Consider the following 26,965-nt stretch of genomic DNA (forward strand, 5'->3'; position numbering starts at 1 on the left):
CTCCCGCATTCTCCCCCGCCGAAGACAATCCGCCCGACGCCATCGTGAGCGTGCGCGGCGTCAGCAAGACCTACGCCGGCGGCTTCCAGGCCTTGAAAAACGTCAACCTTGACATCCGCCGCGGCGAAATTTTTGCTCTGCTCGGCCCCAACGGTGCCGGCAAAACCACGCTCATCAGCGTCATCTGCGGCATGACCAACGCCACGCAAGGCACCGTGATCGCCGACGGCTTTGACACCGTGCGCGACTACCGCGCGGCCCGCAGCATCATCGGCCTGGTGCCGCAAGAACTGCACACCGATTCGTTTGAAACCGTGTGGGCCACGATGAGTTTCAGCCGGGGCCTGTTTGGCAAGGCGCCCAACCCGGCCTACATCGAGACGATTTTGAAAGACCTGTCGCTCTGGGACAAAAAAGACAGCAAGATTCTGGCGCTCTCGGGTGGCATGAAGCGCCGCGTGCTGATTGCCAAGGCGCTGTCGCACGAGCCCAAGATTCTGTTTCTGGACGAACCCAGCGCAGGCGTGGACGTGGAGTTGCGCCACGACATGTGGCGCATGGTGCGCGCACTGCGCGCGGCCGGCACCACCATCATCCTCACCACCCACTACATCGAAGAGGCCGAAGACATCGCTGCGCAACACGGCGAAGATGTTGCGCTTGGCGATGATCTTCGTTTCAAAATCCAGCCCCGGCGAGAGGTTCAGGTAGCTGTGCGTGGGCCGGGCGTAGCAGTAAATGCAGCCGTGTTCGCAGCCGCGGTAGGGGTTGAGGCCGAGGGAGAAGCCGATGTCGGGCGAGTCGTTTCGGGTGATGGCGTTGCGGGCGTCTTCGAACGTGACCTGCGTGGCCGGCGCAGCGGTTGCTTCGCCCGCGACGGCCGCATCGTCCAGCGTGCCCCAGCCATCGTCGAACGCCGCCCGCGGATCGCGCTCGAAGCGGTGCGGCTGGCGGTGGGCGATGCCGCGGCCCTTGATGGCGTGCAGGGGAATGAGGATTTCGGTATGGCGGGGCGCTGGCAGGAAACCACTGGATGGACATCCAGTTTTTAGCGCCAACACCCTGAAAAGACCACCCCACCCGGCCCACCGTAAACCAGGCGGGCGCGCGTGGAGCCCGCAGCGGGTGCGGGGCCGGGCCACTCTGCAGGCCACCGACTGCGCGGTAGTCGAGCGGTTGCCGGCGGGGCCTAACGCTCGGCCTGCAGGCTGGCCGGCTCCTCAACGTCGTAAGACCCGAAAACTTCACGGGCCGTGCGGGTTTCGGGCAGCACATACACAATGCCGTCCGTTCCAGTAAAGGCCGGGCTCAGCACCGTGTCGTAGAACTTGACGGGAAGGTTGATGCATCCATAGGAAATCCGGCGCTCGGCCGGTGACGGACTGGCCAGCCTTTCGAGGCGGCGTTCCCTGGGATTGCCTGTGGCCACACGGTGCATGGAGATGGCCGTGTCGTAGTCCACCCAGAGCATTTCATCGCCCTTCATGTTTTTGTCCAGGTTCGCCACAAAACGGCCTGCCGGCGTGGTGCGTTCCTCCGGGCGAATGGTGGACATCTTTTTGGTTCCAATGCCGGGAACCGAGTGATCGCCAATGGCCAGTCCGAGCAGCGCGGAAGACGCGCCACTCAGCTTCCCCTGGGCATCGAACACGAAGACCTTGGCCTCCCGCTTGTCCACGATGACAAATGGCTTGTTGCGGTTGTCGCCCGAATCCACCACCCAGTGGGCCACATGCCGGGCTTCTGTGGAGGCTTTGGCCTGCGCAAAGTGGGCGCGTCTTGAGCTCTTCCCCACCGCTGCGGAGGGCGTTGGCGTGACCGCCGCGACAGCATGGCCTTCAGCGGACCGCACCGACAAGGCTGACCCCGATCCGGTGCCAGGCCCGTGCGCAGCATCGTTCGATGCGTGCGCCTGGGTGCTGATCAGTCCAGCGGCCAGCAAGCCCAGGAGAATTTCGTGGATCATGAGCGCCGTTCTGTCACAGGTTTTCCCACAACCGCCGTTTTCAGTTGCGTTCCTGCCTGGGCTTGCGCACGGGCGGCTGGTACACCTCGGGCGGCGTTTCGACAGGCACCACAACAGGCACGAAGACCGGCGGGGGTGGGGGAGGAGGAGGTGCGACCACGACCAGCATCGCAGGCGGCAAGGGCGCTGGCGAAAGCACCGTGAGAACGTAGTCGGGACGGTCGACGGCGGGTGGTGTGGACGGCGTCCACACGGGAGGCCACGGCTCGAGGTCCTGGGGCGGCGCTATCGGTGACGCCACCACCGGAGGTACCACCGGAGCCACCACGACCGGAGGCGGCACCACCGGTGGAGTCACGGGAGGCGTGACCGGAGGAATCACAGTCGCCGCGATGATGCTCCCGGTCGTTGTGGATACAGCAGGACCACAACAAGGAACGGCAAAGGCGAATTGGTCTGCGCCAACACCGCCCAGGCTGTAGCCGCTGAAGGAGACGGTCTTGTCGGTTCCTACGGCCGCGGTATCAAAAGTGGCGGTGGCACCTGACCCTGCAACCAGCGTCAGAGTGTCCGGGACGGGACCCGAGACCGCCGTGCTCTTGAATCCCAACAGGGTGGCCGTCGTGGTGCCGTCGAACGTCTTGTCCGTCACCTCCGGGTAGACCAGCATGTGTTGCGTCAGGTTCACAGCTCCTACCAGGATGAAGTTGTTCGTATAGGCGGTTGGCGTGGCGTACGACGTTGGGTGGTAATAAATGGCGATGTCGGTGGGCGGCGCCTCCGACCTTGTCACGCTGGGCCTGAGAGGATCCGCAGGGCCCGGGAGGTAGACACTGCCGCTGGCAACCCCAGGGCCAGAGCCATTCGCCCCGGCAATCAGGGTCAGGCCGAGTGGCAGGCCCAGGCTTTGTCCGGGAATGCTGCCACTATTGGTCAAGGTGATTTTCGAATTCACCCTGACATCGCGACCCGCGCAAATTTGGATGTTGCCGTTGGTCGTTGTCATGGCCGAGCCGTCAAACAAGGTGACGTCCCGTCCGGCATTCAACGAGACGCTGCCATTGGTCGTCGTGATGGCCGCTCTCACGTTCACATCCTGGCCGCAACACACGAAAAGATTGCCGTTGGTCGCTGTGATTGCGCTGTTGATGTTCACATCGTTAGCTGCCATCAAGGTCAGCGTTGTCGGAGTGCCCGCGGCGGTCCATGAAGCTCCCGTGCCGATCGCGTCATTGACGTTGATATCGCCCTGGCCGGGATCAGCAAAAAATGCCGTGCCCGTGTTCGCTCCAGTGACCATGGTGCTGATGGTGACGTTGTTATTGACCAGCAAGGCAGTAAGTGCCACGCCGGTAATGTCACCGCCGATGGCTTGAATATTGAAATCAACCGGATCGATCAACCAATTGCCCGTCGTCCCCGCAGGGGCGACCGTGGTGATGTTGGCGTCGCTGGCGATCTTCACATGCGCCGCGGACGTTTCGATGAAGCCGCCGTTGCCACCTGCGGGCGCCGACGCATCCAGGGTACCACCCACGTTGACGACACCGGTTTCCATGCCGCCCATCAGCATGATGGTGCCCTTGACGTTCTGGATCGTCTGCGCCTGGACGATGCCGGTGTTGTTGACGGCATTCGCCAGCAGGCTGCCCGCCGCCTGCGTGGTCATCAGCACGTGGCCACCGTCGGCCTGGATCATGCCGCCGTTGTCCACCAGCGCGTTCACCGCACCCTGGTCCACCGTGATGGTGAGCAGCTTGTCGCCCGCCATGTCCAGCGTGACCGCGTTGCCGGCCGCCAGAGCGACCGTGCCGAGCCGGGCGGCAATCACACCCTGGTTGCTGACATTCGCACCCAGCAGGGCAACATAGCCGCCGTCGGCTGCGTTGATCAAACCCTGGTTCACCACCGAACCCGCGCCCGCACCGGAGAAGGTGTAGTTGTTGGCCATGAAGTTGGCATCGGAGATGGCCATCGTGGACGCCAGCAGGCCACCCACGTTGACCGATGCACCCACCCCGAACAGGATGCCGTTGGGGTTGACCAGGAACACCTTGCCGTTGGACGACAGGCTGCCCAGAATGTTCGAGGGATCCGATCCGATGACCCGGTTCAGCGCCACCGAGCTGCTGCCCGGCTGCACGAACTGAACCGATTGCCCGGACTGGATGTCGAAGCTCTGCCAGTTGATCGCCACGTTGGACGAGGTCTGGGTGATCGTCATGTTGCCGAGTGTGCCACCGATGGTGGCGCTGCCAGCCGTCACCACGCCGCCCGTGGGCTGGGCATAGACACTGGCTCCGCAGATCAGCAGCAGGGAAAAGGCCAGGACCCTCAGCCTGAAGCGGCCGCCAGCGCCCGACCCGGCCGTGCAGGACGAGATTTTTTTGCCGGCGCTGCGGGCCATTTCAGAAACGGCCACGAAGGTGCCGGTCCGGTCGTTCCAGATGGAGCGGTGAATGAGGTTCATGGTGATCTTTCGCGTGTTCTTCAAAAAAGCGGCGTCTGTGCGGCATCAGCGCAGGTCCGGCCTGCGCTGGACGGGTTCAGAAATATTTGACGGCCTGAATCCAGAACCGCCCCGACTTGTCAGGCGCCGAGGTGGCCATTTCGTTGCCCAGCTTGCGGGCGTAAAACATCCTCACCAGATAGTTGTTGTCCTCAGACCAGTTCAAGCCCACACCGGCGCCGCTCAGCGCTCTGCTGTTCGGCCCGGCACCCGGCCAGGGGTTCTTGTTGATGCTCACGCTGCCGGCATCGACAAAACCGATCAGCTGCAGCTGCCCGGGAAACTGGTCGGGGGTGGGCAGCCGCATCCGGGCTTCGAGCGTCAGCACATAACCCTCGTCCGCATAGGCTTCGCCTTCCGGATAGGCCCGCACGCCGTACATGCCGCCCAGCGCCATCTTTTCAGAGACATCGAGGTTTTTCGAGGCCAGCTGGCCGTTGATGCCGGCGTAGAGCGAAACGGTATCGGTCACGCTTTGCAGCCGCATGGCACTGAACCCCAGCTTATTGAAGTGACCGCTGGTTTGCGCCAGCGCGTCGGCGCGCATCAAGACGGGCGTTTCCAGGTCGATGTTGCCCGTTGACAAGGTCAGCGAAAAGCCGCTCACCCCGCCGCCGCCCAGGCTGTCGCGGTGTTCGCCGCGCAAGCTGGCCATTAGCACCTGAGCCTTCTTGTCTTCCACCGGCATGTCCAGGTTCAGCGGCCGCTTGTCCTGGAACGTCTTGGCGTCAAAGGCCAGACCGGCGTACAGATTGGTGGTGCGCGAACGGATCAACGGGTAGCTGCCGTACACGCTCGCCACCCTGGCCGTCCCGGTGGCCTGCGCGAACTTGAATTCCTTGCCCAGCTCGTAACCCAGCCAGCTGTACGCCACGCCAGCCGTCGCCTTGCCGAACTGCATCTGATAGGACGCCCGGGCATAGTTCAGGCCCGAGCCCGTCGTCAGCACGCGCAGCGAGGCCACGTCGCCGTGCCCCGCCGGGTTGTTCAGGTTCACCGTGGCGCCCAGGCGGTATTCGCCGGTGTAGCGGTTGCCGGCGTTGTCGGCATCGATGCTGCCCGTGATGCGATCACCGGGCACCACGTCAACGATCAGGTCGGAAGCCCCGACGGATGCGCCCGGCGCCAGGGTGGAGCTGACTTTCACGCCCGGAATGTCAGACAGCAGCAGCAGGCGTCTTTCAATCGGCTCGATGACGATCGGATCGCCGCTGTTGAGTCCCTCAAGCTGGCTCTGGATCAGCCCATCGGACAGCGTGCTCTGGTTGCGCACGGTCACCGCGCCATACTGACCCTCGATCACGGCAATGGTGACCGCGCCGTTCTGGATCTCCTGGGCGGGCAGATACGCCTGGGCCACGAAATAGCCATCGCTGCGGTAGCGGTCGGTGATCTTCAGCGCCATGGCCTTCAGGTCGGCCAGGGTCAGTTCGCTGCCGGGCATGAACCCGGTCAATGCCAGCAGCTCGGCTTCGGGATAGGCCCGCGCGCCCGTCACCTGCAGGCTGTTGACGGTGATCTTGACCGCGTCGGTAGCCGGCGGTGCGGGCGCTGTGCTGGGCTCGATGCGGATGGTGGGCTCGGCTCTTTGCAGCGTGGGGGCCGGCGGAATCTGCTGAATCTGGCTGCCGGCACTCGGCGGTTGCTGGGCATACACGCCCTGGCTCAGGACCAGAATCGCAAAGGGTAGAAGGGGTTTTTTGAACATGGGAGGCCTTTGACGAGAGTTGTTTTTGAATCAGACCACCCGAGTCAGGCAACCAGACAATCGGCTCAGGTTGGCAGCACGCTCACCCTCCTCGATGGCGATCGTCGCCGGGTTGCGGTGCGGGGTGCGGCCCTGCCCATCGCAGACCCTGATCACTTCCGGCCAGCGGGAAAGTGCCGTCCGGAGTGCGGCATCGCGCGTTCTCGCAGGCGGGGGTGTGGAAGGGCGGCAGATCATTGGAGATCATGGGGCCCGAGACCGGCGCCGTCCGTGCGCCAACGCACAGACGGGCGACGAGAATTCGCTAGCCTTTATAGTCGGGTCTCTGCGGGCCGGCGAATCCGGACGCAGCACGGACAAGGTCCGGATCGAAGCGCCCGGCGTCGCGAGGAAAACCGCGGCCTTGCCGCGCCTCCCTGCTTCCGGTTTTTCGAGCCAGCGCGTGCGCTCACCCCCGGCGCTGCAAGGCCGTTCCCGGACCTGTATAAAGTGCAGGGCCATGACGGCTGCCGTCACCGTCCCGGAAGACTTGGACCCTTGCGGCAGCCGACCACCCACCACCAGCACACCATGACCCCATCCCCTGTCGCGGTCGCCACCGCCGACGCCATCGTCCGCGTGCGCGGCGTCAGCAAGACCTACGCCGGCGGCTTCCAGGCCTTGAAAAACGTCAACCTTGACATCCGCCGCGGCGAGATCTTTGCCCTGCTCGGCCCCAACGGTGCCGGCAAAACCACGCTGATCAGCGTCATCTGCGGCATGACCAACGCCACGCAAGGCACCGTGATCGCCGACGGCTTTGACACCGTGCGCGACTACCGCGCCGCCCGCAGCATCATCGGCCTGGTGCCGCAAGAACTGCACACCGATTCGTTTGAAACCGTGTGGGCCACGGTGAACTTCAGCCGTGGCCTGTTTGGCAAGGCGCCCAACCCGGCCTACATCGAGACGATTTTGAAAGACCTGTCGCTCTGGGACAAAAAAGACAGCAAGATTCTGGCGCTCTCGGGTGGCATGAAGCGCCGCGTGCTGATTGCCAAGGCGCTGTCGCACGAGCCCAAGATTCTGTTTCTGGACGAACCCAGCGCCGGCGTGGACGTGGAGTTGCGCCACGACATGTGGCGCATGGTGCGCGCACTGCGCGAGGCCGGCACCACCATCATCCTCACCACCCACTACATCGAAGAGGCCGAAGACATGGCCGACCGCATTGGCGTGATTCGCCAGGGCGAGCTGATCGTGGTGGAAGAAAAAACCACGCTCATGCGCCAGCTGGGCCAGAAGCAACTGGCGCTTACCCTGCAGCAGCCCCTGGCCGTCGTGCCCGCCGCGCTGGCGCGCTGGCCACTCACGCTCGCGGCTGATGGCCTCACCCTGACCTACAGCTTTGACGTGCAAAAGGACGACACCGGCATCGCTGAACTGCTGGCCGCGCTGGGCGCCGAGGGCATCCACTTCAAAGACCTGCGCTCCAGCGAAAGCTCGCTGGAAGAGATCTTTGTCGGTCTGGTCAATGCCCCGCAAACCCCGTCCGCCTCAATCCAGGTGGCCGCATGACATTCAACCTGCACGGCGTGCGCGCCATTTACCGCTTCGAGATGAACCGTGCCCTGCGCACCTGGGCGCAAAGCATCATCGCGCCGGTGCTCACCACCTCGCTGTATTTCATCGTTTTCGGCTCGGCCATCGGCGCGCGCATGGGCGACATTGGGGGCGTGAGCTACGGCGCTTACATCATTCCCGGCCTGCTCATGCTGTCGCTGCTGTCCGAGAGCATTTCCAACGCCGCCTTCGGCATCTACATGCCCAAATGGTCGGGCACCATTTACGAACTGCTCAGCGCGCCGGTGAACTGGGTCGAGGTGCTGCTGGGCTATGTGGGCGCGGCCGCCACCAAGAGCCTGCTGCTGGGCACGCTGATCCTGCTCACGGCCCGTGTGTTTGTGCCTTACACCGTGGCCCACCCGGTGTGGCTGGTGGCGCTGCTGGTGCTCACCGCCATCACCTTCTGCCTGTTTGGTTTCATCATCGGTCTGTGGGCCGACAACTTTCAGAAACTGCAGATCGTGCCGCTGCTCGTGATCACCCCGCTCACCTTTCTGGGCGGTGCGTTTTACAGCATCAACATGCTGCCGCCGGTGTGGCAGACGGTGTCGCTGTTCAACCCGGTGGTCTACCTCATCAGCGGCCTGCGCTGGGCGTTTTATGGCCAGGCCGACGTGCACATTGCCGTCAGCACGGGCATGACGCTGGGCTTCATGCTGGCCTGCCTGGGTGTGGTGTGGTGGGTGTTCAAGACGGGCTGGCGCATCCGGCGCTGAGCGGTCGCCTCAACGACCGCGCAAACACTTGCGCGTCCTGACGCAGGAACCCGTCAGCGCAAAGCCACAGCGCATCACACCACCAGCACCGCCCGAAAGTCGTTCACATTGGTGTGCGTGGGACCGGTGATCACCAGATCGCCCAGTGGCTCGAAATAACCATAGGCGTCGTTGCAGGCCAGGTGGTCGCTGACCTTCAGACCCAGCGCGGCGGCGCGGGCCAGGGTGTCGGGCGTAACCAGCGCGCCGGCGTTGTCCTCCATGCCGTCGATGCCATCCGTGTCGGCGGCGAGCGCCCACACGCCGGCCTGCCCGCCCAGCGCCTGGGCCAGGCCCAGGCAGAACTCACCGGCGCGGCCGCCGCGGCCCCTCTTCTGGCCTTCAGCGCGCGGACGCACCGTGACAGTGGTTTCGCCGCCGCTGAGGATGACGCAGGGCTTGGCAAAACTGCTGCGGCCGAGCGCGGTGGAACGCGCCAGCGCGGCGTGCACCTTGCCCACCTCGCGCGACTCGCCTTCGATTTCGTCGCTGAGCACATAGACGTTGAGGCCGAGCGCGCGGGCGGCGTCGGCGGCGGCGTCCAGGCTTTGTTGGGGCGTGGCGATCAGGTGCGTCTCGCAGCGCGAAAGCCGCGGGTCACCGGGCTTGGGCGTCTCCAGCGCGCTGCTCTCCAGCTGCGCGCGCACGGCGGGCGGCACGTCGATGCCGTAGCGCCGCAGGATGTCGAGCGCCTCGGCGCAGGTGGACGCGTCGGCCACCGTGGGGCCGCTGGCGATCACGCTCACGTCGTCGCCGGGCACGTCGCTGATGGTGAGCGTGACCACGCGCGCCGGCGCGCAGGCCGCGGCCAGGCGCCCGCCCTTGATGGCCGAGAGGTGCTTGCGCACGGTGTTCATCTCGCCAATGTGGGCGCCGCTGTGCAGCAGCTGGCGGTTGATGCGCTGCTTGTCTTCGAGCGTGAGGCCGTCGCAGGGCATGGTCAGCAAGGACGAGCCGCCGCCCGAAATGAGGCAAAGCACGAGGTCGTCTTTCGTCAGTCCCTCGGTCAGCTGCAAGATGCGCTGTGCCGCTGCCAGCCCGGCGGCGTCGGGCACAGGGTGCGCAGCCTCCACCACCTCGATCCGCTCGGCCAGGCCCGCCGGGCGCGGGGGCGTGTGGTGGTAGCGCGTGACGACCAAGCCCGAGAGCGGCGCATCGGCAGGCCACAGCGCCTCCACCGCCTGCGCCATCGCTCCGCCGGCCTTGCCGGCGCCGAGCACCAGGGTGCGGCCCTTGGGCGGGCTGGGCAGGTGCGCGGCGGTGTTGTGCAGCGGCAGCGCGCGCTGCACGGCCACGTCGTACAGGTGGCGCAGCAGGGCGCGGGGGTTGGCTAGGGTGGGATCGGTGGTGTCGGTCATGGCGGCAGTCTAGCGAACCATCGGCATGAAGTGCCTTCGTTCCAGAACACAGCGGAACCGGCTGTGCCGGGCCGCTGGTGTTGCCCCCTGGGGGGGGGGTCGCGCAAAGCGCGGCGGGGGGTGTCTATTCCGCGATTTGGTGGTTGGCCATCAACTCCAGCGACCGGCACAGCGCGGAGTGGTCGAGCCCGCCCATGCCGTGCGCGGCGCAGCTCTGCATCAGTTGCGCGGCGCTCGCCGTGTTGGGCAGGCTCACGCCCAGCTCTTTCGCGCCTTGCAGCGCGAGGTTCAGGTCCTTCTGGTGCAGCTCGATGCGAAAGCCCGGGTTGAAGGTGCGCTTGACCATGCGCTCGCCATGCACTTCCAGAATGCGGCTGGCGGCAAAACCACCCATGAGCGCCTGGCGCACCTTGGCTGGGTCGGCGCCGGCTTTGCTGGCAAACAGCAGGGCTTCGGCCACAGCCTCGATGTTGAGCGCCACGATGATCTGGTTAGCCACTTTGGTGGTCTGACCGTCGCCGTTGCCACCCACCAATGTGATGTTTTTGCCCATGGCTTCAAACAGCGGCTTAACCCGCTCGAAGGCCGCCTCCGGTCCACCGACCATGATGGTCAGGCTGCCGGCCTTGGCCCCCACCTCGCCGCCGCTGACCGGCGCGTCCAGGTAGTCGCAGCCGAGCGCGTTGATCTGCTGCGCAAATTGCTTGGTCGCCATCGGGCTGATGGAGCTCATGTCCACCACCACTTTGCCCACCCGGTCGCCAGCGCCGGGCGCCGAATCCTTGAGCCCTTTGGCCACACCGTTCTCGCCGAACAGCACGTCTTCCACATGGGGCGTGTCGGGCACCATGGTGATGATGATGTCGGCGCGCTTGGCCACTTCGGTGGCGTTGGTGCAGATGGTGGCGCCCTGTTCGGCAAACGCCTCGGGCACTTTGCTGCGGCTGCTCACATACAGCTGGTGCCCGGCGTTGATGAGGTTCAGCGCCATGGGCGTGCCCATGATGCCCAGGCCGATGAAGCCTACTTTGAGTCCGCTTTTGGTCATGTGTCTTGTCTCCGTGTGGGTTCTGTTCAAAGTTTTTGTTGATTCGCAGCAATCCAGCCCAGGCCTCTGTCCGTACCGCCGGGCGTGGCGTCTTTCGGCTTGTATTCGCAGCCGATCCAGCCGGTGTAGCCCAGTGCGTCGATGTGGTCGAACAGGTTTTTGTGGTGAATCTCGCCGGTGCCCGGCTCGTGGCGGCCGGGCGTGTCGGCCAGCTGCATGTGCGCGATGCGCGGCAGCAGGTCTTTGATGGTGTTGCACAGCTCGCCTTCCATGCGCTGCGCGTGGTAGATGTCGTACTGCAGGAACACGTTGTCAGCCCCCACCTCGTCCATCAGCGCAATCGCCTGGCGCGGGCGGTTGACGAAATAGCCCGGCATGTCAAAGGTGTTGATGGGTTCGATCAGCAGCGGCAGGCCCAGCTTCTTGGCTTCTGCTGCGGCATAGCGCACGTTGCCCACCCAGGTGGCGCGCGCCTGCGCCTCGCCCACGCCGGCGGGCATGAGCCCGGCCATGCAGTGCCAGCGCTGCACGCCGATCACCGGCGCGTATTCCGCCGCCTTCGCCACACCAGCCCGAAACTCGGCTTCGCGCCCCGGAATGCAGGCGATGCCGCGCTCGCCCGCGGCCCAGTCGCCCGGTGGCAGGTTGTGCAGCACGAGTTCGAGGCGGTGTTGTTTGAGCAACTGCGCAATGGTCTCGGCCGGGAAATCGTAAGGAAACAGGAACTCCACCGCCTTAAAACCCGCCTTTGCGGCAGCTTCAAAACGGTCAAGGAAAGGCAGCTCATTCCAGAGCATGGAAAGGTTGGCGGCAAAACGAGGCATGTTGTGTTCTTTCAAAAATCAGTCAAACCAGAGCGAGACCTGCAGCGCTTGAAGTGGACCCACCCAGGGGCACCGCCGGGCCGGCTTGGCCGGACGGCCAGCGCCGCCCCCTTGAGGGGGTCGCGCGAAGCGCGGCAGGGGTGTCATTCCAACAGTCCGGCTGCAATGAGGCCCTCACGGCCCTCAGGGTGCAGGCACTCGATGTCTTCAAACTCGTTGATGGCATTGATCTCCGTGCCCATGGCGATGTTGGTCACCTTTTCCAGAATCACCTCCACCACCACCGGCACACTGTACTTTCGCGCCATGACCTGAGCCTCGCGCAGCGCACACTGGATTTTGGCCGGATCGGTGACGCGCAGCGCCTTGCAGCCCAGGCCTTCGACCACAGCCTGGTGGTCCACGCCATAGCCTTTGAGCGCGGGGTCGTCCACGTTCTGGTTCTCAAACGCCAGTTGCACGCAGTAGTCCATTTCAAACCCGCGCTGGCTCTGGCGAATCAGCCCCAGGTAGCTGTTGTTCACCAGCACCTGCACATAGGGAATGCGGAACTGCGCGCCCACCGCCAGCTCTTCCACGAGGAACTGGAAGTCGTAGTCGCCCGAGAGGCCGACCACGGTCTTGGTCGGGTCGGCCGCAGCGACGCCCAGCGCAGCGGGAATGGTCCAGCCCAGCGGGCCGGCCTGGCCGCAGTTGATCCACTGGCGCGGACCGTAGACGTGAAGAAATTGCGCGCCGGCGATCTGCGACAGGCCGATGGTGGACACATAGACCGTGTCGCGGCCGAACGCGGCGTTCATCTCCTCGTACACACGTTGAGGCTTGATGGGCACGTTGTCGAAATGTGTCTTGCGCTGCATCAGTTTTTTGCGTTCGGCGCAGCGCTCGGCCCAGGTGCTGTAGTCCTTCAACTGCCCTGCAGCCTGGCGCTCGCGCGCCACCTGCACGAAGAGTTCCAGCGCGATCTTGGCATCACTCACGATGCCCAGATCCGGGTTGAACACACGACCGATTTGCGTCGGCTCGATGTCCACGTGCACAAACGTGCGCCCCTGTGTGTAGACCTCGACCGAGCCGGTGTGGCGGTTGGCCCAGCGGTTGCCGATACCGAGCACGAAGTCGCTCGCGAGCATCGTGGCATTGCCATAACGGTGGCTGGTCTGCAGGCCGCACATGCCCGCCATGAGCGGGTGGTCGTCGGGGATGGCGCCCCAGGCCATGAGGGTGGGGATCACCGGCACGCCGGTGACTTCGGCCAGCTCGACCAGCAGGTCGGACGCGTCGGCGTTGATGATGCCGCCACCGGCCACGATCAGCGGTTTCTCGGCAGCGGCCAGCATGTCCAGCGCTTTCTCGATCTGCTTGCGCGTGGCCGCTGGCTTGTAGACCGGCAGCGGCTCGTAGGTGTCGATGTCGAACTCGATCTCGGCCATCTGCACGTCGATCGGCAGGTCGATCAGCACCGGGCCCGGGCGGCCCGAGCGCATGAGGTGAAAGGCCTGCTGGAACACGCGGGGCACCAGCGCCGGCTCGCGCACCGTCACGCTCCATTTGGTGACTGGCTTGCTGATGGACTCGATGTCCACCGCCTGGAAATCTTCCTTGTAGAGCCGGGCGCGCGGCGCCTGGCCGGTGATGCACAGGATCGGTATCGAATCGGCGCTGGCCGAATACAGGCCGGTGATCATGTCGGTGCCGGCCGGGCCGCTGGTGCCGATGCACACGCCGATGTTGCCAGCGCGCGCCCGGGTGTAGCCCTCGGCCATGTGCGAGGCGCCTTCCACATGCCGCGCCAACACGTGGGCGATCGTCTGGCGTTCACGCAGCTGCGCGTACAGCGGGTTGATGGCGGCACCCGGCACACCAAAGGCCTGGGTGATGCCTTCTTTTTCCATCACCAGCACGGCGGCCATCGCGGCTTTGATCTTCGGCATATCTGTCTCCAGTTGGGTTGAATCACTGGAGCCGATGGTAGGGACGCCGACCCCGTTTCGGAATGCCACTGGCGGTACTTTGATTCGATACTCCTGGTATGGAATCGCGCTTTCCCGCTAACATGCGGCCATGGACCGATACAAGGAAATTGAAGCCTTCGTGCAGGTGATGGAGCACGGCAGCCTGGCCGCGGCCGCGCTGCATGCGGGCATCACCCCCGTGATGATGGGCCGGCGCATGGACGCACTGGAAAAGCGCCTGGGCACCCAGCTGATCCACCGATCCACCCGCCGCCTGGCGCTCACCGAGCAGGGTGCGAGTTTTCTGGACGAGTGCCGCGCGCTGCTGGCGCAATGGGCGCAGGCCGAGGCCAGCGTGTCGGCCCAGAAACACAGCGCCAGCGGCCACCTGATCGTGTCCGCCCCGGCCGCCTTTGGCCGGTTGCACGTGGCGCCGCACGCAGCGGCCTTTCTCAAGGCCCACCCGGCGGTGAAGCTCTCGTTCAACCTGACCGACCGCGTGGTGGACCTGGTGCGCGAGGGCTACGACATGGGTCTGCGCATCGGTGGCGTGATCGACCCGAACTTCGTGGCCATCAAACTCGCGGTGAACCAGCGCGTGGTGTGCGGCACACCGGCCTACTTCCGCAAACACGGCAAGCCGCGGACGCTGGACGACCTGAAAACCCACAACTGCCTGGCCTTCAACCTGCAAGGCGGGCAGCAGCGCGGCTGGTATTTCCAGCAAGACGGCAAGCCCCTGAGCCTGCGCGTGGACGGCAACCTGGACTGCAACGACGGCGAGCTGCTGCACCGCTGGGTGAGCGAAGGCATGGGGCTGGGCTGGCGCAGCACCTGGGAAATTCAGGCCCAACTGCAGCGCGGTGAGCTGGTGACCGTGCTCGATGAATTCGCCCTGCCCGCCTACGATATTTTGGCCGTGTACCCGCAGCAGCGGCACCTGCCGGCCAAGGTTCGATTTTTCATCGAGCACCTGAAGAAGGTGTATTCCCGTTCCGGCTACTGGTTGAAATGACATGAACACCCTGCTGATCCACAACGCCACCTGCATCGCCACCTTCGACCACGCCGACCCGGCACAAGGGCGGAAAATCAAAGACGCGTCGCTGTTCGTGCGCGACAACGTGATCGAGTGGATCGGCCCGACGGCCGAGCTGCCACACGCACTGCTTGAATCGGCGGGCGAAACCATTGACGCGCGGGGCCACCTCGTCACGCCCGGCCTGGTGAACACGCACCACCACATGTATCAGTCGCTGACGCGGGCCGTCCCCGGCGTGCAGGACGCCGAACTCTTCAGCTGGTTGCGCGGGCTGTACCCGATCTGGGCCGGGCTCACGCCCGAGATGGTGCAGGTGTCTACCCAGGTCGCCATGGCCGAGCTGCTGTTGAGCGGCTGCACCACCAGCAGCGACCACCTCTATATCTACCCCAACGGCGTGCGGCTCGAAGACAGCATTGGGGCGGCGCAGCAGATCGGCATGCGCTTCCTGGCCACGCGCGGCAGCATGAGCGTGGGGCAGTCGCAAGGGGGTTTGCCGCCCGACCGCGTGGTGGAGCAGGAAGACGCGATTTTGAAAGACAGCCAGCGCCTCATTGAGACCTGGCACAGTGCCGAGCACGGCGCCATGGTGCAGGTGGCGCTGGCACCGTGTTCGCCCTTCTCCGTCAGTCCGGCGCTGATGAAGCAGAGCGCCGAGTTGGCGCGCAGCTTCAAGGGCCAAGGGGTGCGCCTGCACACCCACCTGGCCGAGAACGACCACGACATCGCCTACAGCCGCGAGAAGTTCAACAAGACGCCGGCGCAGTACGCGCAGGAGCTGGGCTGGCTGGGCGACGACGTCTGGCATGCGCACTGCGTGAAGCTGGACGACGAAGGCATTTCGCTCTTCGCCGCCAGCCGCACCGGCGTGGCGCACTGCCCTTGCAGCAACATGCGGCTCGCCAGCGGCATCGCGCCCATCCGCCGCATGCTCAACGCCGGTGTGCCGGTGGGCCTGGGCGTGGACGGCAGCGCCAGCAACGACGCCGCGCACATGGTGAACGAAGCGCGGCAGGCGCTGCTGCTGGCGCGCGTGGGCCGCGCCATACAACCGCCCGAAACCCGCAGTGGCAAAACCTTCTTCGGCTGCGACCTGGGGCCGGCTGAAATGACCGCGCGCGATGCGCTGCACATCGCCACCCGCGGCGGTGCGCAGGTGCTGGGCCGCCAAGACATTGGCCACCTGGCCGTGGGCATGTGCGCCGACTTTGCGCTGTTCGACCTGCGCACGCTGGGCTTTGCGGGCGGCGCGGTGCACGACCCGGTGGCCAGCCTGCTGCTGTGCGCCAGCCCGCAAGCCGCTTACACCGTGGTCAACGGGCGGGTGGTGGTGCGCGAAGGCCAGCTCGCCACCGTGGACCTGGGGCCGCTGGTGGAGCGACACAACCGGCTGGCGGTCACGCTGGCAGAAGCCGCACGCTGCGCCTGAAAGCCCGTTCAGGGTGTGAGCGGCTGCACCGTCTGCCCTTCGATGCGGGCACGCTGGTGCTGTCCATCCAGCCCCAGCGCCAGCCAGTCCATCGACTCAATACGCGCCACCACCACCGCCAGGTGGTGCGCCGCCGGATCACCCGGCGAAACGGGTGGGCCACCACCACCAGCCAGTGGGTGCCCCGGTGCTTGGGCGGTCAAATAATCCCCCGCCGACGCCGACCGCCCCACGCGCGCCCAGGCCGCCTCCACCTCGGGGCCGCCGGTGAGCACTTGCACCCGCGCCGTCACGCGCAACTGCCAGCGCAACTGAGGGCTCCAGAACACCAGCGAGGCCTGAGGCCGGGTTTGCAACTCAGCCACCTTGGGGCTTCGCCCATCGGTGAAGAACACGAGTTCGCCAGAGGGCTCCCGGGCCTGGCGCAGCACCACCGTGCGCGCGTTGGGGTGTTGGTCTGGTCCCACCGTGGCCAGCACAGGGGTGCGCCAAGCGTGGTGGCGGTCTTGCGTGGCGCGGGCCAGTTCTTGCCAAATGCTGTGAATGAGGTGGTCCATGCGCATGGGGTTCGGGGATTCAAAAGGTTCAACAGGTTCAACGGGTTCAACGGGTTCAACGGATCAGGCACGGCCCCTCAGCGCCGGCTGTGGTGTTTTCGGGTGCGTTCCATGAAGTCATTGGGCTTGGTCTTCACCCAGGCCACGAAACGGGCCACCTCAGGGTGTGCCAGCAGGGCTTCTGCGGTGTTGTAGGTGCGGGCCAGCTCCGTTTCGCTGAGCAGGGCGTGCACCTGCCGGTGGCACATGCGGTGCAGGTACAAGGTGTCTCGGCCACCTTTGGACTTGGGCACCAGGTGGTGGGCGTCGCGCTGCGAAGCCGGTATGGCGCGGCCACACAGAGGGCACAGCGGCTCGGCCAGCGGGGGTTGGTGAATGGCACGCGCGGCCATCAAAAGGCGGTTGATCGACCCATGGAGGACAACGTTAGCGCATCTGTTGCGCGCTCGCGGGGCAGGCGCGCCAAGCCCCCACCGGCGAGCGCCGACCGCCTGCTCGCTCGGGTCAGTCACCCGGCTTTGTGGCAACCTCAGCGCCATGAACCCCCTGCACCCCAAAAAACTGCTGCGCACCAAATGGACCGCCGTGCAGCCCCTGGCGAAAAACAAACATTTCATGGTGGTCAAGGTGGTTGAACCGGAACCACCGCAGACCGCACTGGAATGGGTGGATCTGGAGGCGGTGTATTCGGGCACGGTCACGCGTATCGGCTGGCGCGAGTTGCGCGACCCATCCCTGTGGCGTCAGGGATGGGTGTAGGACAACAGCCTGGCACTCAACGCACGGCCAGCACTTTCAGCAGCCAAGGGTTCAGGTCCGCAATTTCCTGCGGGCATACCGAATGCTCCATCGGGTAGGTGTGCCAGTCCACGCGGTAACCCAGCGCCTCCAAAGTATCGCGCGACTCCATGCCGCGCTGCACCACCACCACCGGGTCGTGCGTCCCATGGGCCAGGAAGATAGGCGTGTTTTGGTTGGTTGCGCTGCGCTCGGCCGCGGTGTGCCCGGCCAACGGCAAATAGCCCGAAAGCGCCACCAGGCCCGCCAGCCGCTGCGGCGCCCGCAAGCCGGCGAGCAAGGTCATGGCGCAACCTTGCGAAAAACCCATCAGCACGGTGCGCTCGGGCGGCACACCGCGCGCGGACTCGCGGTCCAGCAACTGCTGCACGATGGTCTGAGAAGCCCTCAATCCGGCATCGTCCTCACGCCGCGCCACGGCCGGGTCGGGGCTGGGTGGATAAATGTCGTACCAGGCGCGCATTTCATAGCCGCCGTTGATACTGACCGGGCGCACCGGTGCGCTGGGGAAAACAAAACGCACCGGGCCGACAGCGCTCAGCTCAAGTTCCTGGGCGATGGGCACGAAGTCGCCACCGTCGGCCCCCAGACCGTGCAACACCACGATGCTGGCCACCGGCTGGGCGGAGGGGTCGCCACCGGCGACCAACTCCCTGATTTCAAGGGTTTGGGTGTTCATGGGTGGCAGCATAGCGGTTGCCAGCTGGCACCAGCGCAGAAGGTGGTTGGCGCCCCCACGTTGCACCTGTGTTGACAACTGCGCAAGTTGATCCGTATCAACGAAGCCCTGCGCTGGTTTGGACTCTCTAACCCACAGCAGGAAAAACCCTCTGCCCCAGACGCCTTGATCTTGTTAGATTGGGCCTATATCACCACCGTTCGAGACACATTCATGGCAAACGTCCCTTCCGACCTCCTGGCCCTGCAGCGCCTGTACCACTGGGAAAAAACGGCGCCCGCCAAAGTGGCCCTCACCCAGCCCATGGGCGCTGGCGCGGTACAAGACTTCACCTGGGCACAGATTGGCGACCAGGTGCGGCGCATGGCCACCCACTTGCAGTCCCAAGGCTGGGAGCCCGGCTCCAAGGTCGCGATTCTGTCCAAAAACTGTGCCTGGTGGATGATGAGCGACCTCGCCATCTGGATGGCGGGCTACGTGTCAGTACCGCTTTACCCCACGCTGGCGCCCGACACGGTGCGCCAGATTCTGGAGCACAGCGAGTCCAAAGCCTGCTTCGTGGGCAAGCTCGACGGCTGGGAAGGCATGAAGCCCGGCGTGCCGGCTGGCATGCCATGCATCAGCTACCCGCTGTCGCCGCCAGATGCTTTGAAGTCTTATGACAACTGGGACGCCATCTGCGCCCGCTGCCAGCCCATGCAAGGCCACCCGGTACGGGGTGTCGACGACCTGGCCACGCTGATCTACACCTCGGGCACCACCGGCATGCCCAAGGGCGTGATGCATTCTTTTGGCAACTTTGCCTGGGCGCTCGACTCGGGCTTGAAGCGCATTCCCATGAGCGGCGAAGACCGCATGCTGTCCTATTTGCCGCTGGCCCACGTGGTGGAACGCATGCTGGTCGAACACGGCTGGTTGCGCACCGGCATGCATGTGTATTTCGCCGAATCGCTGGACACCTTCACCGCCGACCTACAGCGCGCGCGCCCAACCATTTTCTTCTCGGTGCCGCGCTTGTGGGTCAAATTCCAGCAGGGTATTCACCACAAAATGCCGCCCGCCAAGCTCAACCGTTTGCTGGGCATTCCGATTTTGGGCGGTATTGTGCGCAAGAAGGTCATGAAGGCGCTGGGCCTGGACCAGTGCAAGTTTGCCGCCGGTGGCGCAGCACCCATGCCGCTGGCGCTGCTGCAGTGGTACAGCAAACTGGGCCTGCACATCAACGAGGGCTACGGTATGACCGAAAACCTCGCGCTGTCACACATCACCGAACCCGGCAAAAACCAGCAAGGCACCGTGGGCCCGGTGTACGACGGTGTGAAGCACCGCATCGACCCCGAAACCGGCGAAGTGCAAATGCACAGTCCCGCACTGATGCAGGGTTACTACAAAGAACCCGAAAAGACCCGGGAGACCTTCACCGAAGACGGCTGGCTGAAAACCGGTGACAAGGGCCACATCGACGCACAGGGCAACCTGCACATCACGGGCAGGGTGAAAGACCTGTTCAAGACCGGCAAGGGCAAATATGTGGCACCCGCGCCGATTGAAGACAAGCTCGTGATGCACGAAGCGGTAGAGGCCTGCGTGGTGTCGGGCGCCAACCTGGGCCAACCCCTGGGCATCGTGATGCTCAACGCCGAATTTGTGACCCGCGTGAGCGATTCAGCAGCGCGCAGCGAACTGGAAAACTCACTGGCCAGCCACCTGAAGCAGATCAACGCCACGCTGGACCCGCACGAGCGTCTGCAATGCCTGGTCGTGGTCACCACCGCCTGGACGGTAGACAACGACGTGATCACGCCCACTTTTAAGGTCAAGCGCAACCGCATTGAAGACCTGTACGCCAAAAACTACGAAAACTGGGAAGCTGCGGGCAAGCAGGTGATCTGGCAAAACGGCTGAGCTGCCAAAGGTTTTCAGACCCTGCAAGGCGTCGCTGGGGAAGGAACTCTGTTCTCAAGAAATCACCTCGAGTAAGCCAGCCCTCGGCAAGGATACGGTCAAAAGCCCAGACCGCACATTCCGCAAGGTGTGTGACGGATGGCCTTCGACGCAACAGACTGTCGAGAATCGCATGCACGACGCTCGGGACATGCCCAGCGTCGCCTTGCGGGCGCTACTGGCCCCTGTGAGGCTTTGAGTTGTCAACAACCCGTGCGGGCATCAAGCGGTCCAGTACACCGCTGGCGCCTTGTTCACACAGCTGCATGACCCGCTCAAAACCCTCGTCGTTCCCGTAATAAGGGTCGGGCACCTCGCTGCACTCGGCCACAGCAGCGAACTCCAGAAACAGATGCAGTTTGTGCAGCTGATTGGCCGGGCAAAGGCGCTGCAAATTGGCCAGGTTGCTGCGGTCCATCGCCAAAATCAGGTCGAACATCTCAAAATCTTTGGGCGCTACACGCCGCGCCCGCTCGCGGTTGATGTGCGAGTAACCCCGTGCCGTAGCCACCGCGATGGCGCGACGATCGGTTTTTTCGCCCTGATGCCCGGCATAGGTGCCCGCAGAATCCACCTCAAAGGCGTGCGTCAACCGCCGCTGGGCCAACAAGGCCTGTAACGCGCTGGAAGCCAGCGGCGAGCGGCAAATATTGCCCATGCAAACCACAAGAATTCGAAACATTGTTCGAGGATAGCAAACCGAGACACAACCAAAACCCGAGATCCCGAGGAGCGGGTGCCCCAAACGACAAAGCCCGCCAGAGGCGGGCTTTGCTGCTCGACGAAGGCCTGCCCAAGGGCTGGCGCCCGCCTCGCTCGCTTAAATCAGGAATTCGTCGATGCTTTTGCCCGAAGCCAGCACAGCACGCACCCACTCAGGCTTGCGGCCTGGGCCGCCGGCCCAGAGTTCGCCATTGGGGCCACGGTATTTGGCTGGCGCGCTCGACTTGGATTTACCCGCCTTTTTGCCGCCAGCACTTGCGCCGCCGAGATCGGCAACTGTGATGCCAAACTGCTTCATCTTGCCTTTGATGTCTGCAATCACAGCAGAAAGCTCGTCTTTGCGCGCCTGCTCGGCTTGCGCCATCAACGATTGCGCTTGCGCCATGAGTTCGGAGTAAGTTGCCATTGCGTTTCCTTTTTTGGTCGGATTGGTATCTATATTGCGTACATCCCAACGATGTAGGCAACATTCTAATACCTATGAAGTGATCCGTGACCAGACCTTAAGTTCCGCAGGCAATTCTGCATGTAGCTCTATCGCATTACCAGTCACCGGATGCGTCAATCGCAATCGCCAAGCATGCAGGAACATCCTCTTCAAACCCACCCGGGCCAATTGGCGGTTCAGTTCAAAATCCCCGTATTTATCATCCCCCGCGATGGGATAGCCCGCACTGGAGAGGTGAACACGAATTTGATGCGTTCGGCCTGTCTTGATGGTCACTTCCAGCAAACTGAACCCATCGGCCAGCCCTGCCGGCAGGTCAGCCGGCGCCGCCACCCGCCCCACCACACGCACCAGCGTCACCGAACGCATACCATCGGGGTCGTCTTTGCTGGTCACCCGCACACGCCGCTCACCGTCAGGAAGCAGGTATTTGCGCAGGGGTTGATCCAGCACCTTGAGCTTGGCCGGCCAGGTACCTTTGACCAGCGTCAAATAAGTTTTACCGGTTTCGCGCTCGCGAAATTGGTCCTGCAATGCCTTGAGCGCGCTTTTCTTTTTGGCAATCAGCAGCAAACCACTGGTTTCACGGTCGAGCCGATGCACCAATTCGAGCAGCCGGGCTTGTGGCCGCGCTTGCCGCATTTGCTCGATCACACCAAAACTCACGCCGCTGCCGCCGTGCACCGCGACACCCGCGGGTTTGTCGATGGCCATGAAGGCGTCGTCCTCAAACACCACCGGAAATTCGCGGGGCGGAGCCGGGTTAGCGGTTTTTTCTTCGGCGCGTTCGGACAGACGAATGGGTGGAATGCGCAGTACATCACCGCTGGCAACTCGGTCATCAGCCCCCACGCGGCCTTTGTTTCGGCGCACTTCGCCCGAGCGAATAATGCGGTAAATGTGGGTTTTCGGGACGCCCTTGAGCTCGCGGATCAAAAAATTGTCGAGCCGCTGGCCGGCCGACTCTTCGTCGACCGTGATGTGACGGACTGCCGCCGGGGGCGAGGCACTTGGCATGGGCAACGGAATAAGACCACCACGGCGGCGGGAGCTGACTATAATGTCATGCACCCGTCGCGTGCTGTAAGTGATTGATTTCCCTTGATTTTAGGGCAGTCACTTCAAGCAGTCGCCCCAGCGCCCAGCGCCTGGAGCCCGATGGGTATAAGTTGCCACCCGCAGCACCCGGGTCCGGCGCCTGTTTCCTGTTGCATTCCCGAGCGAATCCAGGCACAGCACCGGGCAGGTTGAAGCTGCGGGAGAACCCGCTACAGAAACTGCGAACCCGAATACGGAATACCCCAATCACCCAGCCTGCAAAAGAGGCTGGTTGAGGACGAAGTGAAGTCAGAGAGACAACCGCCAGACCCATGTCATTGACAGCCACCTGGCCATCCCTGTTCACCCACCTCCACGCGCCTACGCCCTGACCCGGCGATTCGACGCGGCACCTCGCGGTGCCCGCTTGCGTTGAACGCCCTCCCCGAATCGCGGGTCATCGGCTCTCCGGCAATTCCTCCCCTCGTTCGCTTTTCCCGCGTGTTCACGGCAGGTTGGCGCTATGGGCATGGCCCGCAGCGTCCTTGTGTGTTTGAACGAAGGAAAACGCATCATGAAACGCATGCTGATCAATGCCACGCAGGCTGAAGAACGCCGCTTGGCCATTGTGGACGGGCAAAAACTGCTCGACTACGAAATCGAAATCGAAGGGCGCGAACAGCGCAAAGGCAACATTTACAAGGCCGTGGTCACCCGCGTCGAGCCTTCGCTGGAGGCCTGCTTTGTCGATTACGGCGAAGAACGCCACGGCTTTTTGCCCTTCAAAGAAATCTCGCGGCAGTATTTCGCTGCTGGCGTGCCGGTCAACCAGGCCCGCATCAACGACGTGATCCGCGAAGGCCAGGAACTGCTGGTCCAGGTGGAAAAAGAAGAGCGCGGCAACAAGGGCGCGGCCCTGACCACCTTTGTGAGCCTGGCTGGCCGCTATGTGGTGCTGATGCCCAACAACCCGCGCGGCGGCGGTGTGAGCCGTCGCATTGAAGGCGAAGACCGGCAAGACCTCAAGGCCGCCCTGGACCAGCTGGAATACCCCAACGGCATGAGCATCATTGCCCGCACCGCCGGCATTGGCCGCGATGCCCCTGAGCTGCAATGGGACTTGAATTACCTGCTCAAACTGTGGAACGCCATCGACGGCGCGGCACAGGGTGGCAAGGGCGCCTACCTGATTTACCAGGAATCGAGCCTGGTGATTCGCGCGATCCGCGACTACTTCAACGGCGACATCGGCGAGATCCTGATCGACACCGACGACATCTTTGAACAAGCTCACCAGTTCATGAGCCACGTGATGCCCGAGCACGGGCACCGCGTGAAGCGCTACCGCGACGATGCGCCGCTGTTCAGCCGTTTCCAGATCGAGCACCAGATTGAAACTGCCTACAGCCGCACGGTGAACCTGCCCTCGGGCGGCGCCATCGTGATCGACCAGACCGAAGCGCTGGTGGCCGTGGACGTGAACTCGGCGCGCGCCATCAAGGGCGGAGACATCGAAGAAACCGCCACCCGCACCAACCTGGAAGCTGCCGACGAAGTGGCCCGCCAGGCCCGTCTGCGCGACTTGGGCGGCCTGATCGTGATCGACTTCATCGACATGGACGAGTCGAAGAACCGCCGCGAAGTGGAAAACCGCCTGCGCGACGCACTGCGCCAAGACCGCGCCCGCGTGCAGTTTGGTGCCATCAGCAAGTTTGGCTTGCTGGAGATGAGCCGTCAGCGCTTGAAGCCCATGCTGAGCGAAGGTTCGTCCATTCCTTGCCCACGCTGCGGGGGTTCCGGCCACATCCGCGACACGGAAAGCTCCGCGCTGCAAATTCTGCGCATCATCCAGGAAGAGTCGCTGAAAGACAGCACCGCTGCCGTACTGGTACAGGTGCCGGTTGAAGTGGCCAGTTTCCTGCTGAACGAAAAGCGCACCGAGATCACCAAGATCGAACTCAAGCAGCGCATCAACGTGCTGCTGGTGCCGAACAAGTCGCTGGACACGCCGAACTACAAGCTCGAACGTCTCAAGCACGACGACCCGCGCCTGGACAACCTCGATGCGAGCTACAAACTGGCCGACGAAGCCGACGACGCCACAGGCTTCACCCGCCGCAGCCAGGAACGCACCAACAAGCAAGAGCCCTTGATCAAGGGTGTGCTGCCGGACGGTCCGGCACCGGTGGCCGCACCGCGCCCTGAAACGCCCGCCCCTGTTGCAGTGCCTGCAGCAGCCGTGCCACACGTGGCCGCTGCACCCGCAGCCAAAGCACCCGCACCGGCTGAAAAAGGTTTCTTTGGCTGGCTCAAGAGCCTGTTTGGCGGTGCTGAGCCTGCACCTGTTGTGGCAGCTCCCGCACCTGCCGCACCAGCAGCCAAGACCGGCGCTCGCGAAGAGCGTCCCGATGCACGCCGCGACGGCCGCAGCCGTGGTGGCCGCAATGGCGCCGAAGCCCGACCACCGCGCGAGGGCCGTGAGGGCCGCGAAGGTGGCCGTAGCCCGCGTGGCGAAGGCCGCAACGTGGAAGGTCGACCCGAAGGCCGTGGAGATCGCCGCAGCGAAGGCCAGCCTGCTCGCGTTGATGGACGCGGTGAGGGCCGTGAAGGTCGCGAAGCCCGCGAACCGCGCGAACCCCGCACCGACGGCCGCAATGGTGGCCGCCGCGACAACCGCCGCGATGCTGCGCCCGCAGACACCAACGCCCCTGCCAACGCCCTGCTGGCGAACGCCGCACCCGAGGCTGCAGCGGACACACCAGAAGCGGCCGAAGCACAGCGCCGCGAACGCCGTCCGCGCAACGACAACCGCCGCCGCCAGCCGGGTTCCGACACGCCCGAGACCGGCTCCACGGTTCAAAACGCAGATGCCGAACCCGCGCTGAACGCTGCGACTGAAGCCGGCGCAGAGGCACCGCGCGAAGGTGAAGCCGACAACGGTGCACCGCGCGCGCCACGCGAACGCCGCAGCCGCGACCGTTATGGCCGCGACCGCCGCGAACGCGCACCGCGTGACGCATCTGCGGCGCCGGCCGAAGACGGCTCAGCAGCCGAAGCCCTGCCCGCCGAACACACGACGGGCGAAACAGCCAGCGAAGCACCGGTCCGCAGCAGCTATTTCAGCCTGCCCGTGGAAAACGCACCCGTGCAAGCCCCCGTAGCGGCTCCTGTTGCAGAAACGCCGGTCGCCGTGCATGCTGCCGTGGAGCCTGTGGCCGTGGTTGTGCCGGAGCCCCGCGCCGCCAAGCCAGCACCCGTCGCAGAACGTGCAGCACCGGCACCCTCTGCCGCGCCCGCTGCCAGCGGTTTGCCCAAGGTGCAGGCCTTCGAGTTGTCGCTGGAAGCCCTCAACCAGGTGGCTCAGAGCAGTGGCCTGGAGTGGGTAAATTCCAACGCCGACAAAGTGGCCCAGGTGCAAGCTGCCATTGCAGCGGAACCCAAGCCCATTCACGTGCCGCGTGAACCCAACGTCGTGGCGTTGCCCGATGATGGACCGCTGGTGCTGGTGGAGACGCGCAAAGACCTGCGCAACATGCCGTTGCCCTTTGAGGCACAGTAAGTTGCGCTGAACACAAGCCCTCGGGCTTGCGCAGGCTCCCCAGAAAACGCCGGTCGCCATCGACCGGCGTTTTGCATTTCAGAGCGTCAAAAAGGCGCATTGCCCAGGGCAGGCACGCGCCGCAGATCTTTGGCCAGCAGGCACAGTGGCCGGGGGATGTCCGCCGTAATGTGCAGAACACGGCTGCGCTGCCTCAGATCGCAACAAGCGGGAATAACCCGGTGCTGCAGACCAAGCGGCTTACAAGATGGCCGGGTATCAAGGGGCTGGACCAGCCACACAGCGCGGCACCGTTGTGACGGCCCCGGCGGGCATGCCCCGTACAGCCGGTAGTGCGGATCAAACCGAGGCAAGCCTCGCGATTTCTGCGAAATGTTAGCGGCGGTCTAAACCCGCGTAAATTTGGCGGCGGTAAGTGGTGGCGGAATTTGGTGACGTAATCCGGCGTTCATTTTTGGTGGCCGATTCTGGGTGCGGTTTTCGGTGCTGAGCGTGCCAACAACAAGGGCCCCGTCAGGGGCCCTTGTTGTTGGCGCGGGAGACTCGTTGGCGCTCAGAACGGCAAGTCCGTGTCAAAGTCTTCCAGTGAATCAGTGGTCACGCGCTGCGCACGCAGCAGATCCTGGATGACCCCTCCGTAATGGGTCCAGACGCGATCGCGCAGATCATCGAGCAACTCCATCACCGCCATGGCTTGTTCCGGTGTCCAGGTGTCGTCCACCGCGAATGGCAGCCCTTGGCGCAGTCCTGAAGGCGGATGCCACGGTTTCATACGGTCTCCTTTGAAGGCTTGCGCTTTACCGTGCGCGCCCGGGCATGTTCTTGCGCCTCCTTGTGCCGGTACGAGTTGCCCTTGATGCCAACAATTTCGGCGTGGTGAACTAGGCGGTCCACGAGGGCGACCACGCAGGCCGCGTTGGGGAACACTTCGCCCCACTCGGCAAAGGACTTGTTCGTGGTGATCAGCGTGCTCTTGTGCTCGTGGCGCCGGCTGATCAACTCGAACAGCAGATCGGCATA

At 64.2% G+C, this 26,965-nt stretch carries 22 protein-coding genes and 2 pseudogenes; 8 read left to right on the top strand and 16 right to left on the bottom strand.

Annotation, left to right across the window (positions count from 1 at the left end):
- Positions 1 to 50: 50 nt before the first annotated feature.
- Positions 51 to 647 (top strand): annotated as a pseudogene (locus tag AC0GNR_RS11670) (ABC transporter ATP-binding protein); the annotation flags it as partial.
- Here AC0GNR_RS11670 and AC0GNR_RS11675 read toward each other — a convergent pair.
- The 4 genes and pseudogenes from AC0GNR_RS11675 to AC0GNR_RS11690 form a co-directional block, all read right to left on the bottom strand.
- Positions 627 to 1,022, bottom strand: a pseudogene (locus tag AC0GNR_RS11675) (PA0069 family radical SAM protein); the annotation flags it as partial. The pseudogenes AC0GNR_RS11670 and AC0GNR_RS11675 sit on opposite strands and share 21 nt — an antisense overlap.
- Positions 1,023 to 1,189: 167 nt before the next feature.
- Positions 1,190 to 1,966 (bottom strand): hypothetical protein, encoded by a 777-nt coding sequence (locus AC0GNR_RS11680; protein ID WP_304835582.1) that lies wholly within the window; start codon positions 1,964 to 1,966, stop codon positions 1,190 to 1,192.
- A gap of 40 nt (positions 1,967 to 2,006) precedes the next feature.
- Positions 2,007 to 4,436, bottom strand: coding sequence for a two-partner secretion domain-containing protein (locus AC0GNR_RS11685; RefSeq protein ID WP_472901123.1), 2,430 nt, complete (start codon positions 4,434 to 4,436; stop codon positions 2,007 to 2,009).
- Positions 4,437 to 4,512: 76 nt separating this feature from the next.
- Positions 4,513 to 6,183, bottom strand: a complete 1,671-nt coding sequence (locus AC0GNR_RS11690; protein WP_304835585.1) for a ShlB/FhaC/HecB family hemolysin secretion/activation protein — start codon at positions 6,181 to 6,183, stop codon at positions 4,513 to 4,515.
- A 570-nt stretch (positions 6,184 to 6,753) separates the two neighbouring features.
- Here AC0GNR_RS11690 and AC0GNR_RS11695 point away from each other — a divergent pair.
- Together AC0GNR_RS11695 and AC0GNR_RS11700 are read left to right on the top strand one after the other, a co-directional pair.
- On the top strand, positions 6,754 to 7,740 hold the full coding sequence (locus tag AC0GNR_RS11695) for an ABC transporter ATP-binding protein (RefSeq protein WP_472901124.1): 987 nt from the start codon (positions 6,754 to 6,756) through the stop codon (positions 7,738 to 7,740).
- Positions 7,737 to 8,504, top strand: coding sequence for an ABC transporter permease (locus AC0GNR_RS11700; RefSeq protein ID WP_472901125.1), 768 nt, complete (start codon positions 7,737 to 7,739; stop codon positions 8,502 to 8,504). The genes AC0GNR_RS11695 and AC0GNR_RS11700 overlap by 4 nt, the downstream gene beginning before the upstream one ends.
- Positions 8,505 to 8,578: 74 nt before the next feature.
- Here the strand turns inward: AC0GNR_RS11700 and AC0GNR_RS11705 are convergent, their stop codons facing one another.
- From AC0GNR_RS11705 to gcl, 4 genes are all read right to left on the bottom strand, one after another.
- On the bottom strand, positions 8,579 to 9,901 hold the full coding sequence (locus AC0GNR_RS11705; protein WP_472901126.1) for a glycerate kinase type-2 family protein: 1,323 nt from the start codon (positions 9,899 to 9,901) through the stop codon (positions 8,579 to 8,581).
- A 124-nt stretch (positions 9,902 to 10,025) separates the two neighbouring features.
- The gene (gene glxR, locus AC0GNR_RS11710; protein ID WP_472901127.1) at positions 10,026 to 10,979 is read right to left on the bottom strand and encodes a 2-hydroxy-3-oxopropionate reductase; all 954 of its coding nucleotides are present in this window, start codon (positions 10,977 to 10,979) and stop codon (positions 10,026 to 10,028) included.
- Positions 10,976 to 11,773: a hydroxypyruvate isomerase gene (gene hyi, locus AC0GNR_RS11715; protein WP_472901128.1), complete on the bottom strand. Its 798-nt coding sequence runs from the start codon at positions 11,771 to 11,773 to the stop codon at positions 10,976 to 10,978. The genes glxR and hyi overlap by 4 nt, the downstream gene beginning before the upstream one ends.
- 143 nt (positions 11,774 to 11,916) lie before the next feature.
- Positions 11,917 to 13,707 (bottom strand): glyoxylate carboligase, encoded by a 1,791-nt coding sequence (gene gcl, locus AC0GNR_RS11720; RefSeq protein WP_472901129.1) that lies wholly within the window; start codon positions 13,705 to 13,707, stop codon positions 11,917 to 11,919.
- A gap of 130 nt (positions 13,708 to 13,837) precedes the next feature.
- On the opposite strand from gcl, the gene AC0GNR_RS11725 reads away from it, so the two are divergent.
- Positions 13,838 to 14,743, top strand: a complete 906-nt coding sequence (locus AC0GNR_RS11725; protein WP_472901130.1) for a LysR family transcriptional regulator — start codon at positions 13,838 to 13,840, stop codon at positions 14,741 to 14,743.
- Between the two features lies 1 nt (position 14,744).
- Entirely contained in the window at positions 14,745 to 16,199 is a 1,455-nt protein-coding gene (locus tag AC0GNR_RS11730) for an 8-oxoguanine deaminase (protein WP_472901131.1), read from the top strand.
- 8 nt (positions 16,200 to 16,207) lie between these two features.
- Here the strand turns inward: AC0GNR_RS11730 and AC0GNR_RS11735 are convergent, their stop codons facing one another.
- Together AC0GNR_RS11735 and AC0GNR_RS11740 are read right to left on the bottom strand one after the other, a co-directional pair.
- On the bottom strand, positions 16,208 to 16,756 hold the full coding sequence (locus AC0GNR_RS11735; protein ID WP_472901132.1) for a pyridoxamine 5'-phosphate oxidase family protein: 549 nt from the start codon (positions 16,754 to 16,756) through the stop codon (positions 16,208 to 16,210).
- A gap of 77 nt (positions 16,757 to 16,833) precedes the next feature.
- A complete protein-coding gene (locus AC0GNR_RS11740) occupies positions 16,834 to 17,148 on the bottom strand; it encodes an HNH endonuclease (RefSeq protein WP_472901133.1) in 315 nt (104 codons plus the stop codon).
- Between the two features lie 145 nt (positions 17,149 to 17,293).
- Here AC0GNR_RS11740 and AC0GNR_RS11745 point away from each other — a divergent pair, with 145 nt between their 5' ends.
- On the top strand, positions 17,294 to 17,515 hold the full coding sequence (locus AC0GNR_RS11745; protein WP_472901134.1) for a TIGR02450 family Trp-rich protein: 222 nt from the start codon (positions 17,294 to 17,296) through the stop codon (positions 17,513 to 17,515).
- A 16-nt stretch (positions 17,516 to 17,531) separates the two neighbouring features.
- Here the strand turns inward: AC0GNR_RS11745 and AC0GNR_RS11750 are convergent, their stop codons facing one another.
- Positions 17,532 to 18,233 (bottom strand): alpha/beta hydrolase, encoded by a 702-nt coding sequence (locus AC0GNR_RS11750; RefSeq protein WP_472901135.1) that lies wholly within the window; start codon positions 18,231 to 18,233, stop codon positions 17,532 to 17,534.
- A 213-nt stretch (positions 18,234 to 18,446) separates the two neighbouring features.
- Here AC0GNR_RS11750 and AC0GNR_RS11755 point away from each other — a divergent pair, with 213 nt between their 5' ends.
- Positions 18,447 to 20,138 (top strand): AMP-binding protein, encoded by a 1,692-nt coding sequence (locus AC0GNR_RS11755; protein WP_472901136.1) that lies wholly within the window; start codon positions 18,447 to 18,449, stop codon positions 20,136 to 20,138.
- Positions 20,139 to 20,352: 214 nt separating this feature from the next.
- Here the strand turns inward: AC0GNR_RS11755 and AC0GNR_RS11760 are convergent, their stop codons facing one another.
- The 3 genes from AC0GNR_RS11760 to AC0GNR_RS11770 all read right to left on the bottom strand — a co-directional run bounded on the left by AC0GNR_RS11760 (position 20,353) and on the right by AC0GNR_RS11770 (position 22,365).
- Positions 20,353 to 20,859, bottom strand: a complete 507-nt coding sequence (locus AC0GNR_RS11760; protein WP_472901137.1) for a low molecular weight protein-tyrosine-phosphatase — start codon at positions 20,857 to 20,859, stop codon at positions 20,353 to 20,355.
- Between the two features lie 138 nt (positions 20,860 to 20,997).
- Complete coding sequence (locus AC0GNR_RS11765) at positions 20,998 to 21,306, bottom strand: H-NS histone family protein (RefSeq protein WP_472901138.1); 309 nt, start codon at positions 21,304 to 21,306, stop codon at positions 20,998 to 21,000.
- A gap of 72 nt (positions 21,307 to 21,378) precedes the next feature.
- Entirely contained in the window at positions 21,379 to 22,365 is a 987-nt protein-coding gene (locus AC0GNR_RS11770; protein ID WP_472901139.1) for an RluA family pseudouridine synthase, read from the bottom strand.
- A 595-nt stretch (positions 22,366 to 22,960) separates the two neighbouring features.
- On the opposite strand from AC0GNR_RS11770, the gene AC0GNR_RS11775 reads away from it, so the two are divergent.
- A complete protein-coding gene (locus AC0GNR_RS11775) occupies positions 22,961 to 25,945 on the top strand; it encodes an Rne/Rng family ribonuclease (RefSeq protein WP_472901140.1) in 2,985 nt (994 codons plus the stop codon).
- Between the two features lie 553 nt (positions 25,946 to 26,498).
- On the opposite strand, the gene AC0GNR_RS11780 is transcribed toward AC0GNR_RS11775, so the two are convergent.
- Both AC0GNR_RS11780 and AC0GNR_RS11785 read right to left on the bottom strand, forming a co-directional pair.
- Complete coding sequence (locus AC0GNR_RS11780) at positions 26,499 to 26,717, bottom strand: hypothetical protein (protein WP_472901141.1); 219 nt, start codon at positions 26,715 to 26,717, stop codon at positions 26,499 to 26,501.
- The coding region (locus AC0GNR_RS11785; RefSeq protein ID WP_472901142.1) for an ATP-binding protein at positions 26,714 to 26,965 on the bottom strand (252 nt) is incomplete at its 5' end. The genes AC0GNR_RS11780 and AC0GNR_RS11785, both read right to left, overlap by 4 nt.

It is taken from the genome of Hydrogenophaga sp. LT287 (assembly GCF_055702805.1).

Excerpts from the sequence above, each read along its gene's own strand:
- AC0GNR_RS11680 (WP_304835582.1), bottom strand. The coding sequence starts at position 1,966 with ATGATCCACGAAATTCTCCTGGGCTTGCTGGCCGCTGGACTGATCAGC.
- AC0GNR_RS11685 (WP_472901123.1), bottom strand. The coding sequence starts at position 4,436 with ATGAACCTCATTCACCGCTCCATCTGGAACGACCGGACCGGCACCTTC.
- AC0GNR_RS11690 (WP_304835585.1), bottom strand. The coding sequence starts at position 6,183 with ATGTTCAAAAAACCCCTTCTACCCTTTGCGATTCTGGTCCTGAGCCAG.
- AC0GNR_RS11695 (WP_472901124.1), top strand. The coding sequence starts at position 6,754 with ATGACCCCATCCCCTGTCGCGGTCGCCACCGCCGACGCCATCGTCCGC.
- AC0GNR_RS11700 (WP_472901125.1), top strand. The coding sequence starts at position 7,737 with ATGACATTCAACCTGCACGGCGTGCGCGCCATTTACCGCTTCGAGATG.
- AC0GNR_RS11705 (WP_472901126.1), bottom strand. The coding sequence starts at position 9,901 with ATGACCGACACCACCGATCCCACCCTAGCCAACCCCCGCGCCCTGCTG.
- hyi (WP_472901128.1), bottom strand. The coding sequence starts at position 11,773 with ATGCCTCGTTTTGCCGCCAACCTTTCCATGCTCTGGAATGAGCTGCCT.
- gcl (WP_472901129.1), bottom strand. The coding sequence starts at position 13,707 with ATGCCGAAGATCAAAGCCGCGATGGCCGCCGTGCTGGTGATGGAAAAA.
- AC0GNR_RS11725 (WP_472901130.1), top strand. The coding sequence starts at position 13,838 with ATGGACCGATACAAGGAAATTGAAGCCTTCGTGCAGGTGATGGAGCAC.
- AC0GNR_RS11730 (WP_472901131.1), top strand. The coding sequence starts at position 14,745 with ATGAACACCCTGCTGATCCACAACGCCACCTGCATCGCCACCTTCGAC.
- AC0GNR_RS11735 (WP_472901132.1), bottom strand. The coding sequence starts at position 16,756 with ATGGACCACCTCATTCACAGCATTTGGCAAGAACTGGCCCGCGCCACG.
- AC0GNR_RS11740 (WP_472901133.1), bottom strand. The coding sequence starts at position 17,148 with ATGGCCGCGCGTGCCATTCACCAACCCCCGCTGGCCGAGCCGCTGTGC.
- AC0GNR_RS11745 (WP_472901134.1), top strand. The coding sequence starts at position 17,294 with ATGAACCCCCTGCACCCCAAAAAACTGCTGCGCACCAAATGGACCGCC.
- AC0GNR_RS11750 (WP_472901135.1), bottom strand. The coding sequence starts at position 18,233 with ATGAACACCCAAACCCTTGAAATCAGGGAGTTGGTCGCCGGTGGCGAC.
- AC0GNR_RS11755 (WP_472901136.1), top strand. The coding sequence starts at position 18,447 with ATGGCAAACGTCCCTTCCGACCTCCTGGCCCTGCAGCGCCTGTACCAC.
- AC0GNR_RS11760 (WP_472901137.1), bottom strand. The coding sequence starts at position 20,859 with ATGTTTCGAATTCTTGTGGTTTGCATGGGCAATATTTGCCGCTCGCCG.
- AC0GNR_RS11765 (WP_472901138.1), bottom strand. The coding sequence starts at position 21,306 with ATGGCAACTTACTCCGAACTCATGGCGCAAGCGCAATCGTTGATGGCG.
- AC0GNR_RS11770 (WP_472901139.1), bottom strand. The coding sequence starts at position 22,365 with ATGCCAAGTGCCTCGCCCCCGGCGGCAGTCCGTCACATCACGGTCGAC.
- AC0GNR_RS11775 (WP_472901140.1), top strand. The coding sequence starts at position 22,961 with ATGAAACGCATGCTGATCAATGCCACGCAGGCTGAAGAACGCCGCTTG.
- AC0GNR_RS11780 (WP_472901141.1), bottom strand. The coding sequence starts at position 26,717 with ATGAAACCGTGGCATCCGCCTTCAGGACTGCGCCAAGGGCTGCCATTC.